Origin of the sequence: Geobacter sp. 60473 (assembly GCF_036323535.1) — a bacterium.
Taxonomy (GTDB): Bacteria; Desulfobacterota; Desulfuromonadia; order Geobacterales; family Geobacteraceae; genus Geobacter; species Geobacter sulfurreducens.
The window spans coordinates 1080202-1094838 of record NZ_AP028967.1; the positions used below are offsets into that span (position 1 = coordinate 1080202).

The following is a 14637-nucleotide window of genomic DNA, read 5'->3' on the forward strand; positions in this document are numbered from 1 at the left end:
TGCACCCAAACGGGGCAGGCCCTCTTTTTGTGCGACAGCCGGTTTCCCGGCGTTAGATGATCTTGTTCAGCGGATACTCCACGATCCCCTCGGCGCCGAGCTTGATCAGCTCGGGAACGATGCGCCGGACCTCCTTCTCCGGGAGGATGCTCTCGATGGAGACCCAGTCCGAGTTGAAGAGGTGGGACACGGTAGGGTTCTTGAGGCTCGGCAGTACACGGGTGATTGCCTCCAGCCGGTCATTGGGGGCGTTCATCTTGAGGCCCACCATCCCCTCGGCGGCAAGGGCCGATTTGAGGAGGGTTGCGATGGTCTCGATCTTCTCGCGCTTCCACGGATCGGCCCAGGCGGCCTTGTTGGCGATCAGAACCGGCACCGACTCCATCAGGTCGCAGACGATCCGCAGGCCGTTGGCCTTGATGGTAGACCCCGTCTCGGTCACTTCCACGATGGCGTCGCAGAGTCCGTCCACCACCTTTGCCTCGGTGGCGCCCCAGGAGAATTCAACGGTTACCGGGATGTTGCGCTCGGCAAAGTACCGCTTGGTGAAGCCCACCAGTTCGGTGGAGATGGTGGCCCCGTGGAGGTCCTCCGGCTTCTGCACGGCGGAGTCCCTGGTAACCACCAGGACCCAGCGGGCGGGCCGGCGGGAGACCTTGGAGTAGACCATCTCGCAGACTTCCACCACGTCCGACTCGTTTTCCCTCACCCAGTCGCGGCCGGCAATGCCGGCGTCGATGGTGCCGCGCTCGACGTATTTCCCCATTTCCTGGGGCCGGATGAGCTTGCAGTTCATCTCGTCGTCGTCAACGCCGGGGAAGTAGCTGCGGGAGGAGATGCTGATCTGCCAGCCGGCCTTGCGGAACAGCTCGACCGTGGCGTTTTCGAGGCTGCCCTTGGGCACGCCGAAATTGAGAAGTCCGCTCATTTCTTGTACACCTCCGCCGGATCGAACAGGGGCTCGGAGTGCTCGACCCACTGGCCGTCCTCCCACCGGACGTAGAAGCAGCTCCGGTTGCCCGTGTGGCAGGCTGCCGGGCCGTTCTGCTTCACCTTGATGACCACGGCGTCGGCATCGCAGTCGGTGAGCACCTCGATCACCTCCTGGGTGTTGCCCGACTCCTCGCCCTTCATCCAGTACTTGTTGCGGCTGCGGCTGAAGAACCAGGTCTTGCCGCTCTCAAGGGTGAGGTTGAGGGTTTTTTCATCCATGAAGGCCACCATGAGAACCTCGTTGGTGGCGTGGTCCTGGATGATGGCCGGGATGAGCCCTCCCATCTTCTGGAAATCGATCGTTATCATGCCGGGTGTCTCTCCTCCTTTGCGGGAATGAATCAGATTTCATCAGTTGAACACTGTCTGCAGTCGTACCGACGGTCTCTTTCGGTAATTCCAGACCCATGGTTCTGCGGCCGATCACCTCACCCGGCGGGCTCGGACAGGAGCGGCCGTGAACCACGGAATTTCCTTTAATACTCCGCCATCTATCATTGTGTCAACAAAATGTGGCGCCAGAAGTCGGAGCCCTTGGCAGGAGAGGTGCGTTCGGGGTATAACCGACTCCTGGGGCATACTCGGCAGGCGGGATAGAGGACGTATTCTGTCGCACTGTTGGACGATACTGTAGCCTGCCTTCATATCCCCAGAAGGAGCATCCCATGACGGAACGAAAACGTCCCGCGGCGCTGCGGGGCACGACCGTGGCCCTGGAGACCAACTGCGGCAAGCTCTATGTGACGGTCAACCGCGACCCGGACACCGGTCTGCCCGTTGAGGTCTTCTGCCGCTTCGGCAAGGCGGGCGGGTGCGGCAGCGCCGTCATGGATGGCCTGACCCGGATGATCACCCGCGGCCTGCTCTCGGGCATGGACCCGCAGGTTGTGGTTCGGGACCTGGCCGGGATATCGTGCCACCTGGGCGCCGCCACCTGTCTCGACGCCCTGGCGGAGGCGGTGGCCCTGGCCCTGGATGAGGGGAAAGGAGAGGACCGTTGTCCCTGACCATCTACACGAGCAACCGGATGGAGGCCCTGGTCGAGCAGCTTTGCGCCGTGGTCGAGCCCCCCCTGTCGTCACCCTTTGTTCCCGAGACCATCGTGGTGCAGAGCCGGGGCATGGAACGGTGGCTCGCCATGGAGCTGGCAACGCGCCTGGGGATCTGGGCGAACGGCTCCTATCCCTTTCCCAATGCCTTTGTCTGGTCGCTTTTCCGGGCGGCGCTGCCCCATCTCCCGGACCAGTCCCCCTTTGACCCCGCCATCCTGACCTGGCGGATCATGAACCTGCTGCCGCGCCTGCTCCCGGAACCGGCCTTCGGCCAGTTGCGGGGGTATCTGGCAGGGGAGGACCGGGAACTGCGGCTCTACCAGCTTGCAGCCAGGATCGCCGACACCTTTGACCAGTACACCGTGTTCCGGGGCGACCTGCTGGCGTCCTGGGAGACGGGGCGGGACCAGCAGTGGCAGGCCCGGCTCTGGCGCGCATTGACCGCGGACAGTCCCGGTACCCATCGGGGGGCCGTGCGCGACGCATTCCTGAAACAGCTGGCCGGCGGGCGTCTCCCTGCCGGCGTCTGCCCCGAACGGGTGTCGGTCTTCGGCATCTCGTACCTTCCGCCGTTCCACCTGGAGATCTTCACCTCCCTGGCCCGGCTCTGCCCGGTGAACCTGTTCGTCCTGAGCCCCTGCCGGGAATACTGGGGGGATATCGTCTCGCCCGGCGCCCGGGCGCGGATGACCCCGGAGCGCCGGCAGCAGGCCGTGGAGGGGCATCCGCTGCTTGCCTCCCTGGGCAAGCCGGGGCGCGATTTCTCGTCCCTCATCCTGGCCTGCGACGACTTGTCGGGCGGCGAGCGCGACCTCTATGCCGACGCCCCCGGCGAAACGCTCCTGGCCGCGGTGCAGAACGGCATCCTTACCCTGGACGAAGCCGACGGCACTCCGCGCCTGGTCCGGGTAGACCCCGGCGACCGCTCGATCGGGATTCATTCCTGTCACGGCCCCATGCGCGAGGTGGAGGTGCTCCACGACGTCCTGCTGGCCATGTTCGAGGACCTGCCCGGCCTCACGCCCCGGGATATCCTCGTGATGACGCCGGACATCGAGACCTATGCCCCCTATGTTGCCGCAGTGTTCGGCGGCGGTCAGGACCAGCGGCGGCGCATCCCGTTTTCCATTGCCGACCGGAGCATCAGGAGTGCGGGGGGAGCGGCCGACGCCTTCCTGGCCATCCTCGACCTGCCCCTGGGCCGCTTCCCGGTGACCGACGTGCTGGACATCCTGGAGACCGGCGCGGTCCACCGCCGTTTCGGCATCGACGAGGCCGGTCTCGAACAGATCCGCTCCTGGGTTGAGGCCACCCGCATCCGTTGGGGCATGGACGAGAACGAGCGCCGGGCTGCCGGGCTGCCTGCCTACCGGGAGAACAGCTGGCAGGCGGGGCTCGACCGGCTACTGCTGGGGGTGGCCATGCCCGACGAGGAAGGGGCCATGTTCGGCGGTATCCTCCCCCACGATGCCATGGAAGGGGACGGGCCGGTGCTCCTGGGGCGCTTCATCCGCTTCGTGGAGGCCCTGGAGCGGGTGCGGCAGGATCTGGCGCGCCCCCGCTCCCTTGAGGGGTGGACAGCGACCCTGCGCGGCATCCTGGCCGACTTCTTCAATCCCGATGACGCCACCGCCTTCGAACGTGCCGCCTTGGGCAGGATCGTGGACGGCCTCGGCGAACTCGGCGCGGGCTCCGGCTTCACGGACGAGGTGGGGCGGTCCGTGATCAGGGCCTGGCTCGGCGAACGGCTCGACAGGCCCGACCAGGGGCTCGGCTTCATGACCGGCGGGGTCACCTTCTGCGCCATGCTCCCCATGCGGAGCATCCCCTTCCGGGTGATCTGCCTGCTGGGGGTGAACGACGAATCCTTCCCCCGCCGGGACCGGGCCGCCGGCTTCGACCTGATGGCCGCGGACCGCCGCCCCGGCGACCGGTCGCTGCGGGAGGAGGACCGCTACCTCTTTCTGGAAGCCATCCTCTCGGCCCGGGAGCGCCTGGTGATCAGCTACACCGGCCAGAGCGTCCGGGATAATGCCGAGCTTCCCCCCTCGGTGCTGGTGAGCGAGTTCCTCGACTACCTGGGATCGCGTTTCACGGACGGCACCGACCGGTTCCCGGCCTCCCTGGTGACGCGGCACCGGCTCCAGCCCTTCAGCCCCGCCTACTTCACCGGCACCGGCGGGCTGTTCAGTTACGCGGCCGAAGAGTGTCGCGCCCTGGCCCGGCGCGACAGGGGCGACGCACCGCGCCCCTTCCTGGAGCACCCCCTGGCCGAGTCCGGTCCGGCGTCGGCCGACGAAACGGAGATCCTGCCCCTGGCGCAGCTCATCTCCTTTTTCGAGCACCCGGTGCGCTACCTCATGCGCCACCGGCTCGGCATCCGCCTGGAGGAGAGCCGTTCCCCCCTGGAGGACCGGGAGCCCTTTGCCCTGGACTCTCTGGATGCCTTCCTGCTGGAACAGGAGATCCTGGACCACATTCTGGCGGGCGGCGACCCGGCCGACCTCCTCCCCGTGGCCCGGGCCCGGGGCGGCCTGCCGCCGGCGCGGCAGGGAGAGCTGGCCTTTGCGGGGCTCACCGCACGGGTGCGGGACCTGGCCGACCGGGTCCGGCCGGCAACCAGCAGCCTGCCCCCCCTCGAACCCGTGGCCGTGGACCTGCGGGTGGGTGAGCGGCGGCTCGTGGGCGAACTGGGTTCCCTCTGGCCCGCCGGCCTGATCCGCTGGCGCTGTGCCAGGCTGTCCGGCCGCGACCACATCCGGCTCTGGATCGAGCACCTGGTTCTCAATGCCCTGGCATTGCCCGCCACCGGGGCGGCAAGCAGGCTCCTGGCCGCTGACGGCGACCTGGCGCTTCGTCCCGTGGCCGACCCGATCACGCACCTGGAGGCTCTGGTGTCGTACTACGGGCAGGGGAGCCGGGAGCCGCTGCGGTTCTTCCCGCGCACCTCCCTGGCCTTTGCCCGCAAGGGCGAGATGGCGGCGGCCCGCACCGCCTGGGGGGGAGATTTCTACCCGGAGGGAGACGATCCCTACTATGCGCTCTGCTTCGGCACTGCCGATCCCCTGGACGACGCCTTTCGCGAAACATCCCTCGCGATCCTGACCCCCCTGCTGGCCCACCGGGAGGACGAGCGGTGACTTCCCTGCGACCCCATGACAATCTGACCGTGGAACTGTCCGGCCACAACCTGGTGGAAGCCAGCGCAGGCACGGGCAAGACCTTTGCCATAGCCTGCCTCTACCTGCGCCTGGTGGTGGAAGGGGAGGGGCTGCTCCCTGAAAACATCCTGGTGGTGACCTTCACCGAGGCGGCCACCAAGGAGCTGCGCGCCCGCATCCGCCAGCGGCTGCGCCAGGCCCGCGACCGGTTCGCCGGCGGGGGCGCGCCGGACGAGTTCCTCGACCGGCTGGCCCTGGGCGAGCGCTGGCCGGGGCACGCCACGGCCCTGTCCCGGATAGACAGCGCACTCCAGACCTTCGACTGCGCCGCCATTTCCACCATCCACGGCTTCTGCCTCCGGGCGCTCCAGGAAAACGCCTTCGAGAGTGGTTCCCTGTTCGACACCGAACTGGCGGCGGACCAGGAACCGCTCCTGCGCCAGGTGGCGGACGATTTCTGGCGCCGCCACTTCTTCGGCGCTGACGCGCCACTGCTCCCCCTGGCCCTGGGCCAGCGCTGGTCCCCGGAGGAACTGGCGGCATTCCTGCGGAACATTGCCGGCAAGCCCCACCTGGCCGTGGAGCCGGTCTGGCATTCCGGGGAGGCGGACCGCGTTGCCGGGGAGATCCGGGACGCCTTTGCCGCGCTCTCGTCCCTCTGGCGGACGCAACGGGAGGAGGTCGCCGCCATCCTGGCCGCCGATCCCGGGCTAAGCCGCTCCAAGAGTAACTATCACCCGGACCTGGTGCCGGGCCTTCTGGCCGCCATGGACGGCTACGCGGCCGGCGCGGACCCCTACGCGCTCTTTGCCGGGTTCGACAAGTTCACCGCCGGGTTTCTGGCCGGGCAGCGGCTCAAAAAGGCCGACCCGCCCCGGCACGACTGCTTCGACCTCTGCGACCGCCTGGCACGGCTCACCTCCCAGCGGCTTCTGCTCCTGAAGGCCGAGTTCGCGGCCCTAGGCCGGGAGCGGCTGGCCGCGCTCAAGGCGCAGCGCAACGTTCGGGGGTATGATGACCTGCTCACGGACCTCCACGCCGCACTCGACGGGCCCGGCGGCGCTGCCCTGGCTGATCGGCTGCGGGAGCGTTACCGGGCCGCCCTCATCGACGAGTTTCAGGACACGGACCAGGTCCAGTACCGGATCTTCCGGGCGGTGTTCAGCGGCGGCGCGGTGCCCCTGTTCCTGATCGGCGACCCCAAGCAGGCCATCTACAGCTTTCGGGGAGCCGATGTCTTCGCCTACCTGGAGGCCCGACAGGAGATCCCGGCGGAGCGGTGCTTCACCATGGACCGCAACTGGCGCTCCACGCCGGAGATGGTCGATGCGGTGAGCTCCCTGTTCCGAATGGGGGGGGAGCACCCGTTCCTGGCCGGCGACATCGCTTTTCCCCCGGTCACGGCGGCCCGGCGGCAGGGTTGCTCCTTCGGCGACCGCGATCCGGCGCCGCTCCAGCTCTGGTTTATCCGCCGGGGCGAGGGTGACCGCGACTGCATCAACCTGGGCACGGGCCGGCAGCGGATCGTCACCGCCGTTGCCGACGAGATCTCCGGGCTCCTGGCCGACGGCCGCGACGGCACGGCCTGCCTGGAGGACGAGGATGGGCGGATGCAGCCCCTCACCCCCGGCGACGTGGCCGTCATCGTCCGGTCCCACTTCGAGGCGGGCCTGGTCCAGCAGGCCCTGCGGGAGCGGGGCATCCCCTCCGTGGTCCAGAGTGCCGACAGCCTGTTCGAGACCCGCGAGGCCGGCGAGGTCTGGACCGTGATGGGGGCCGTGGCCGAGCCCGGGAACGAGGGGCGGGTCAGGGCGGCCCTGGTCACGGCGCTCTTCGGGCTGAACGGCAACGACCTGGCGCTTCTCATGGAGCAGGAGGCGGCCTGGGAAGAACGGATCGCCGCCTTCCGCGACTACCGCGACCTCTGGCGGGAGCGGGGCTTCATGACCATGTTCCGCGCCCTCCTGGATCGGGAGGGGGTGAGGGAGCGGTGCCTTCCCCTGCCCGACGGGGAACGGCGGCTCACCAACCTGCGCCACTGCGCCGAGGTGCTCCACCAGGCGGCCGTTGAGCGGCGTCTCGGCCCCGATGCCCTGACGGCGTGGTTCGGGGAGCGGGTGAGCGTGCCCCCGCCCGGGGAGGATTACCAGATTCGGCTCGAATCGGACGACCGGGCGGTCCGCATCGTCACGGTCCACGTCAGCAAGGGGCTTGAGTATCCCGTGGTCTTTGCCCCCTTCATGTGGGGCGGTCTGCGGGATGACGGGGACCTGACCCTCTGCCACGAGGAGGACTATCGGCTGGTGGCGGATTTCGGTACCGAACGCCGGGACGAGCGGCGCCGCCGGGCCCGCACCGAGGCCCTGGCCGAGAACCTCCGCCTCCTCTATGTGGCCCTCACCAGGGCCCGCTGCCGCGCCTATCTGGTCTGGGGCAAGTTCCGCGGCGCCGAGACCTCGGCCCCGGGCTGGCTCCTCCACGGCAGCCGGCCCGACGGGACAGGCGACCCGGTGGCACAATTGGAAGAAACCCTGAAGAAGGCGACCGACCAGACCCTGCTGGAGCGGCTCGACCACCTGGCAACGGCAAGCGGCGGAGGCATTGCCGTGACCGAAGACCCGTGCCCGGACCGGCTGCCCCGCTTCCGGCCGGCCGGTGGAGAGGCGCCGCTGGTCTGCCGTGAGTTCAGGGGCGACATCGACGCGGGCTGGCGGGTGGCCAGCTTCACCTCCTTTGCCTCGGGGCACCGGGAAACCGCCGAGTTGCCGGACCGGGACCAGACCCCGCCGGAGCTTCCGACCGACGCCACCAGTGACACGGCAGCCCCGCCCGAGGGCTCCATGTTCGCCTTTCCCCGGGGGCCCCGGGCCGGCATCTTCCTGCACGGCCTCTTCGAACAGCTCGATTTTGCCGTTGCCGGCGACGATGCCGTGCGGGACCTAGTCCGGCGCGAACTGGAGCGCAACGGCCATGGCGCGCAGTGGCTCGACCCGGTGAGCCGCATGGTTGGCAACGTCCTGAATGTTCCTCTGGGCGGGGAGGGGAATTCTTTCCGTCTGGCCGACCTGGCCCCCGGCAGCTGGCTGGCGGAGCTGGAGTTCTATTTCCCGCTCCGGTTCGTGCGGGACGCCCAAGTGGCAACCATCCTGGCCGGGGCCGGGGTGCTCCCCCAGGGGGCCGACCTGGGGGAGGTGGCGCGCCGGATCGCCTTCGGCGAGGCCCGGGGCATGGTGCGCGGCTTCATGGACCTGGTGTTCCGCCACGGCGGCCGCTACTACCTGATCGACTGGAAATCGAACCACCTGGGGAACCGGGCCGAGGATTACGGCCCCGAGCGCCTCTGCCGGGAGATGGAGCGCTCCCTCTATCCGCTCCAGTACCTGCTCTACACCGTGGCCCTCAACCGCTTCCTGGAGCGCCGCCTGCCCGGCTATCGCTACGAGGAGCACTTCGGCGGAGTGTTCTACCTGTTCCTGCGGGGGATCGATCCCGAACGCCCCGCCCTGGGGGTCTATCATGACCTGCCGCGGCCCGACCTGGTGCGGGCATTGACCGACTGCCTCGCCGGGCGGGAAGGAGGAGCGCCGTGAGTGCCGACGACCTGCAATTCCGCGACATCGACGCCTGTTTTGCCGACTTCCTCTGCCGCCTGGCCGGGGGCCGGAACGACGATCTCCATCGGGCCGCCATGCACGCCAGCGCCGCCGTAGGGGCCGGCCACGTCTGCCTGCACCTGGACGAAGCCTTTGGCAGCAATGGAGCGGCCCTGGCCGCCACCCTCAGGGCCCTGCCGGTGGTGGGCCCGCCCGGTGGCCGTACCCCCCTGATCCTGGACGAACGCAGCCGCCTCTATCTCTATCGATACTGGAACTATGAATATCTAGTTGCTGAATTCATAAAGCAAAAATCCGCAAAGCTCCGTCCCGTTTCTCTGCCGCTCCTGCGGGCGGGCATTGACCGGATCTTCGGGCCGAAGGGTGACGATGCCGTGGACTGGCAGCGGGTGGCCGCAGCGGCCGCGGTGCGGAGCGGCTTTTGCGTCATCTCCGGGGGGCCGGGTACCGGCAAGACTTCCACCGTGGTGTCGATCCTGGCCTTGCTCCTGGAGCAGGCCGGCGAGGAAGGGACGGGCATTGCCCTGGCAGCGCCCACGGGCAAGGCCGCGGCGCGGCTCGGCGACTCCATCCGCGACGCCCGTCAGCGCCTGGCAGCGGTGACCCCCGTGGCGGAGCGGATCCCCGGCCAGGTCTCCACTATCCACCGGCTGCTGGGGGTGATTCCCGGCTCGGTCCGCTTCCGTCACAACCGTCACAATCCGCTGCCCCACCGGGTGGTGGTGGTGGACGAGGCCTCCATGGTGCCGCTGCCTCTCATGGCCCGGCTGATGGAAGCCCTGGCACCGTCGGCCCGGCTCATCCTCCTGGGGGACCGGGACCAGCTCGCCTCGGTGGAGGCCGGGGCCGTGCTCGGCGACATCTGCGACACCGGGCGGGCGCACCGGTTCTCGGCCCCGTTCCGGGAGTTCATCCGCGATGCCGCGGGCGAGGAGATCGAGGGAGAAGCCGGGGGCGAAGGGAACGGGCAGCCGGGGACACCGGCCGACTCCCTGGTGATCCTGCGCAGGAACTACCGCTTCGGTGCGGCCAGCGCCATTGGCGCGGCCAGTGCGGCCGTGAACGAGGGCGACGGGGACCGGCTCATGGCGCTTGTGTCAGGAGAAGGGATGGACGGCGGCGTGGCGCTTCGGCCCGTGCCGCCAGCGGAGCGGCTTGCCGGGGCCCTGGCCGAGAGCGTTGTTGCGGGGTACGGCGAGTATCTGCGCCAGACGGACCCGGAACAGGCCCTGATCTGCTTCGACCGCTTCCGGGTCCTCGGTGCCGTCCGGCAGGGGGAGTACGGGGTGCAGGGGCTCAACCGGGCCATCGAGCGGGTCCTGGCACGGCAGGGGCTCATCGATGCCGACCGCGTCTGGTATCCGGGGCGGCCGGTCATGGTGACGGTGAACGACTACGGGCTGGGACTCTTCAACGGCGACATCGGCCTGGTCGTTGCCGATCCCGCCTTCAGCGGCGGCCTGGCCGTCTGCTTTCCTGCCCCCGGCGGCGGAGTCAGGAGGCTTTCCCCGGCCCGGCTGCCGGCCCATGAAACGGTCTTCGCCATGACGGTCCACAAGAGCCAGGGGTCCGAGTTCGACCGGATTCTGCTGGTGCTCCCTCCCTTCGACAGCCCCGTGCTCACGCGGGAACTGGTCTACACGGGACTCACGCGCGCCCGGACCGGTGCGGTCATCTGGGCGGACGAGGAGATCCTGCGGTCCGCTGCGGCGCGGAGGAGCGAACGGCGGTCGGGCCTGCGGGAAGCGTTGTGGGGTTGAAGGGTTGAAGGGTTGCGCGGCCGGCTGGCCGCGCCGGGTCAGTGACCGCCGGAGAGGGGGACGTCGAAGGTGCGGCCGTCCTTGGAGAAGCGGACCTTGCGCTCGCCGATGGAGACGATGCGGGCGCCCGCCACCACGTTTCCTTCCGCAACCAGGGTGCCGTTCACCACGGCCCGGCGCAGGCGCCGCTCATCCTGCCAGGCGATGCCCGTTACGGACAGATCCGAGGGCTGGGCCACGGCAACGGGTGCCGGTGCGCTTGGGGCGCGTACCGCCGGAACACTTTCTTCTTCCTCCTCGTCCGGGCGCGGTGCCGCGGGCACGGGGCGCGGAACAGCCGCCGCGGGCGGGGCAGGGACGGGACGCGGCGCCTCAAGGGCCGGAGCCGGTTGCGGCTGCGGAACCGGGGGCTGCGGCACGGGGGCCGGCGCAGGCGCGGATTCCGTACCCTCGTCCTGGTACCCGGCCGTCAGCGGGGCCGGCCGGCCGGCGTCCCGGCGTTGTACCGCCGCCGTGCGCGTGGCGTCGTTGCCGCCCTTCAGTAACAGGCCCGCTGCCAGACCCGCCAGGAGGATCACTGCGGCGCCGGCCGCGAACAGCCACCGTTTCCGGCTGTCGGAGCGCTGCGCGCCCCGGTGACCAAGCACGTCGGGACGGATGTTCTCGGTGGCCCCGCGCCGGGCTTTGCGCTCCTGCTCCATTTTTCTCAGCGCGTCAAGAATCAGGCTCATTGCGTGCTCCCCTTTGCTCCCGTAAGTCCCGGCGGGAAAAACCCGCCCGCCCTGCGGTAGAGGAGCGCCAGCGTTTTCTCCCCCGCCTTGCCGTCAGGTTGCAGCCCCTCGGACTGCTGGAAGCGACGCACCCCTTCCTCGGTAGCCGCATCAAAGTCGCCCGTGGGTTTTTCATCGTAGAAACCAGCCCCCTTCAGCAGCTCCTGAAGCGGCTTCACTCCCTTGCCCCTGCTTCCCGCCCGGGTCCGTAACGGTATTCCGTGGAAATTCTTCCAGAACATCCAGGCCCGTCCTTCCCAGAACGCCTCGATCTCGCCGCGCGAAAGGGAATCTTTCCCCGCAACAGCCGGCACCACGGTGAACGAGCCGTTGTTCGCGGCCGTAAGGGTCAGGAACCGGCTGGTGCCGTCGGGAAGCTCCACCTGGAGCAGCACCGGCGCGTCGAAACGCAGGATGTCGTCCAGGCTCCCCTTGATTTCCGTGGCCGTGAAACCGCGCCGTGCCGCCAGGGTGCGGATATCGTCGCTGCGCCCGGCCCGGTCGATGGCGGGTGCCTGCCATGCCCCCAGCAGGGCGTTGGCCGCGGTCACCAGGTTGTCCCCCGCGGCCGTTGCCGTCAGGGATTTGCGGACAGCGTCGCCGGTCAGGGGAGGCGGCTGCGGCGCCGGGGCCGTGGCCGGCGTTGCCTCTCCGGCCACGGCCGGGGGCGGTGGCTCCTTGTCCGCGCGGTTGAACACGGCAACGCCGATGCTTATCGCCGCGGCCAGGGTCAGAAGCTGCAGGGTCTTGCGGGGGATGGGAAAGCGCCGCCCCTCCTCCTGGCGCACGTCGATGATGGCTTCGGCCGCCATTGACGCGGTGATCTCCCTGCTGTCCCTGGTGTAAGCCAGCAGGAGCGCCCGGTCGCACACGGCATTGATCAGCCGGGGCAGCCCCTTTGAGAAGCGATAGATCTTCTTTACCGCCCCAAGGGTGAACGCCACCGGCTCCCGGCCGCCGCCCGCCACCCTGATCCGGTGCCGGATGTACTCCCGCGTGTCGTCGCACCCCATGGGCTCCAGGTGGTAGCGCACCGTGATCCGCTGGTTGAGCTGGCGCAGTTCTTCCAGCGCCAGCAGCCGCTTCAGCTCCGGCTGGCCCACCAGCACGATCTGGATCAGCTTGTCCCGCTCGGTCTCCAGGTTGGAGATGAGCCTGATGTGCTCCAGCACCTCGGCGGAAAGATTCTGGGCCTCGTCGATCACCAGCACCACCGTGCGGCCGGCCGAGCTTTCCTCCAGCAGGAAACGGTTCAGGGCTTCCAGCAGCTCGCCCCGCTCCGAGCTGGCGCAGGGGAGGCCGAACTCCCGGTTGATCCCCTGGAGCAGCCCCAGGGACGACAGGGTCGGGTTGAAGATGAGGGCGGTGCGGTGCGTGGCCGGGTCGAGCTGGTTGAGGAAGGTTCTGATCAGGGTGGTCTTGCCGGTCCCCACCTCGCCCGTCAGCTCGATGAACCCGGCATGGGTGTCAATGCCGTAGAGCAGGTGGGCGAACCCCTCCTGATGGTGGGTGCTCAGAAAGAGAAAATCAGGGTTCGGGGTGAGCGCAAAGGGTTGTTCGGTAAAGCCGAAATGGTCTCGATACATGGGGCACGAACATCGGCCGGAAAACTGCCCGGCGAGTAAAATAATCAGATTTTCAACTAGTTATAAAGTTCAAATCCGTGGATGTCAAGGAGTAATTCATTGGCGGGCCCGGACGGAGGGCGTTTGACAAAGGTTAATCATTATGTAGAGTTAACCTCTGCGGGCCCCGGCCGGAAATGAGCGCCGGCAACAGGCGTACGGGAAAGGAGGGTGATACGGCGCCGGGGAAGGCAGGGATGCGACCGCATATTCCGGAAACCTGTCCGACAACGATATGGTCAGGTTCCACACAACAAGGGGGTACAGGGATGGTATCCAAGCGACTAATGGGAGCGGCGGCACTTCTCCTCCTGGCGGCAGGCGCCGCCGGCGCGGCAGGCTTGACCGTCAAGGAGCAACTGGGCAAAGACATCTTCTTCGACACCAACCTCTCCATCAATGGCAACCAGTCATGCGCGGACTGCCACGCCCCCGAGGCGGGGTGGACCGGGCCCACCTCGGAAGTCAACGCCCACGGCGCCGTGTATGAAGGCTCCATTGCCGGGCGCTTCGGCAACCGCAAACCACCCTCATCGGCCTACGCAACCACTGCGCCCATCCTCAACTATATCCGTCAGGGCGGCGGCATGTTCGTGGGGGGCAACTTCTGGGATGGTCGCGCCACAGGCGAAAAACTGGGCAATCCTGCCGCCGACCAGGCCCAGGGTCCGTTCCTGAATCCGCTGGAGCAGGCGCTCCCCGACTCGGCCTGCGTGGTCCACCGGGTCTGCACCGCCACCTACGGCACCGCCATGGACGCCGTCTGGCCCGGCTCGTGCGCCATTGCCTGGCCCGCTGACGTGGACACCGCCTGCGCCACCGAAGGGGCCTTCGTGAACCTGGATGCTCCCAACCGGGCAAAATCCAATCTGGCCTACGACTACATCGCCCTGGCCATTGCCGCCTACGAGGGCTCGGCCGAATCCAACGCCTTCACCTCCAAGTACGACGCCTTCCTGGCCGGCAAGGCATTCCTGACGCCCGAGGAGAGAAGGGGGCTCGCTCTCTTCAACGGCAAGGGCAAATGTGCCCGCTGCCACGTCAACACCGGCAAAAAGCCGCTTTTCACCGACTACACCTACGACAACCTGGGCGTACCGCGCAATGTCGAGAATCCTTTCTATCAGTCCACCTTCAATCCCCTGGGGGCCGCCTGGATCGACCTGGGGCTCGGCGGCTTCCTTGAGTCGCGCATCGATTACAGCCGATTTGCCAAGGCCAACCTCGGCAAGCACAAGGTGCCCACCCTGCGCAACGTGGACAAGAAAGCAGCCCCCGATGTCGTCAAGGCATTCGGCCACAACGGCTACTTCAAGAGCCTGAAGGAGATAGTCCACTTCTACAACACCCGCGACGTTCTCCCCACCTGCGCGCCCGGCTCCCCCGGCGAAAAGGTGACCTGCTGGCCGTTGCCCGAGCTGGCCCTCACCATGAACACCGCCGAACTGGGCAACCTCAAGCTCTCCGATGCCGAAGAAGACGCCCTGGTGGCCTTCATGAAAACCCTCACCGACGGCTACCAGCCCTGACCGACCCGTCGCACCGCCCCGGACCGCCCGGTCCGGGGCACGTTTCCGCCCGCCTCGAACCCGTTCACAAACCAATGGATAATGAACCCGCAATCTGCTAGTGATACGAGCACAATTCCCCTTGCGAGGTGAC

Annotated in this window: 9 protein-coding genes; 5 read left to right on the top strand and 4 right to left on the bottom strand. The window is 68.0% G+C overall.

From position 1 onward, the window contains the following. Nucleotides 1–52 precede the first annotated feature (52 nt). Both hisG and hisI read right to left on the bottom strand, forming a co-directional pair. Nucleotides 53–928 carry an ATP phosphoribosyltransferase gene (hisG, locus tag AABA48_RS04885; protein WP_039645070.1) on the bottom strand — a complete coding sequence of 292 codons (876 nt, stop codon included), beginning with the start codon at nucleotides 926–928 and terminating at the stop codon, nucleotides 53–55. Beyond that, on the bottom strand, nucleotides 925–1302 hold the full coding sequence (hisI, locus tag AABA48_RS04890) for a phosphoribosyl-AMP cyclohydrolase (RefSeq protein ID WP_286349840.1): 378 nt from the start codon (nucleotides 1300–1302) through the stop codon (nucleotides 925–927). The genes hisG and hisI overlap by 4 nt, the downstream gene beginning before the upstream one ends. A 356-nt stretch (nucleotides 1303–1658) precedes the next feature. Between hisI and AABA48_RS04895 the strand changes: the two genes are divergently transcribed. Genes AABA48_RS04895 through recD form a run of 4 tightly spaced genes read left to right on the top strand, consistent with a single transcriptional unit; the run spans nucleotide 1659 to nucleotide 10580 of the window. After that, nucleotides 1659–2000 (top strand): TSCPD domain-containing protein, encoded by a 342-nt coding sequence (locus AABA48_RS04895; RefSeq protein WP_010942179.1) that lies wholly within the window; start codon nucleotides 1659–1661, stop codon nucleotides 1998–2000. Next, nucleotides 1991–5185 carry an exodeoxyribonuclease V subunit gamma gene (gene recC / locus AABA48_RS04900; protein ID WP_286349839.1) on the top strand — a complete coding sequence of 1065 codons (3195 nt, stop codon included), beginning with the start codon at nucleotides 1991–1993 and terminating at the stop codon, nucleotides 5183–5185. Before AABA48_RS04895 ends, recC begins: the two co-directional genes overlap by 10 nt. Beyond that, on the top strand, nucleotides 5182–8796 hold the full coding sequence (recB, locus tag AABA48_RS04905) for an exodeoxyribonuclease V subunit beta (protein ID WP_338271194.1): 3615 nt from the start codon (nucleotides 5182–5184) through the stop codon (nucleotides 8794–8796). Before recC ends, recB begins: the two co-directional genes overlap by 4 nt. After that, entirely contained in the window at nucleotides 8793–10580 is a 1788-nt protein-coding gene (gene recD, locus AABA48_RS04910) for an exodeoxyribonuclease V subunit alpha (protein ID WP_286349837.1), read from the top strand. The genes recB and recD overlap by 4 nt, the downstream gene beginning before the upstream one ends. 38 nt (nucleotides 10581–10618) lie before the next feature. On the opposite strand, the gene AABA48_RS04915 is transcribed toward recD, so the two are convergent. Together AABA48_RS04915 and AABA48_RS04920 are read right to left on the bottom strand one after the other, a co-directional pair. After that, a complete protein-coding gene (locus AABA48_RS04915) occupies nucleotides 10619–11311 on the bottom strand; it encodes a hypothetical protein (protein WP_286349836.1) in 693 nt (230 codons plus the stop codon). Then, the gene (locus tag AABA48_RS04920) at nucleotides 11308–12936 is read right to left on the bottom strand and encodes an AAA family ATPase (RefSeq protein ID WP_286349835.1); all 1629 of its coding nucleotides are present in this window, start codon (nucleotides 12934–12936) and stop codon (nucleotides 11308–11310) included. Before AABA48_RS04920 ends, AABA48_RS04915 begins: the two co-directional genes overlap by 4 nt. 308 nt (nucleotides 12937–13244) lie before the next feature. Between AABA48_RS04920 and AABA48_RS04925 the strand changes: the two genes are divergently transcribed. Next, nucleotides 13245–14504: a cytochrome-c peroxidase gene (locus tag AABA48_RS04925; RefSeq protein ID WP_286349834.1), complete on the top strand. Its 1260-nt coding sequence runs from the start codon at nucleotides 13245–13247 to the stop codon at nucleotides 14502–14504. Nucleotides 14505–14637: the final 133 nt, after the last annotated feature.

Bases quoted from the DNA above. Each gene is read 5' to 3' on its own strand.
- AABA48_RS04915 (WP_286349836.1), bottom strand. From the start codon at position 11,311: ATGAGCCTGATTCTTGACGCGCTGAGAAAAATGGAGCAGGAGCGCAAA.
- AABA48_RS04925 (WP_286349834.1), top strand. From the start codon at position 13,245: ATGGTATCCAAGCGACTAATGGGAGCGGCGGCACTTCTCCTCCTGGCG.
- hisI (WP_286349840.1), bottom strand. From the start codon at position 1,302: ATGATAACGATCGATTTCCAGAAGATGGGAGGGCTCATCCCGGCCATC.
- AABA48_RS04920 (WP_286349835.1), bottom strand. From the start codon at position 12,936: ATGTATCGAGACCATTTCGGCTTTACCGAACAACCCTTTGCGCTCACC.
- AABA48_RS04895 (WP_010942179.1), top strand. From the start codon at position 1,659: ATGACGGAACGAAAACGTCCCGCGGCGCTGCGGGGCACGACCGTGGCC.
- hisG (WP_039645070.1), bottom strand. From the start codon at position 928: ATGAGCGGACTTCTCAATTTCGGCGTGCCCAAGGGCAGCCTCGAAAAC.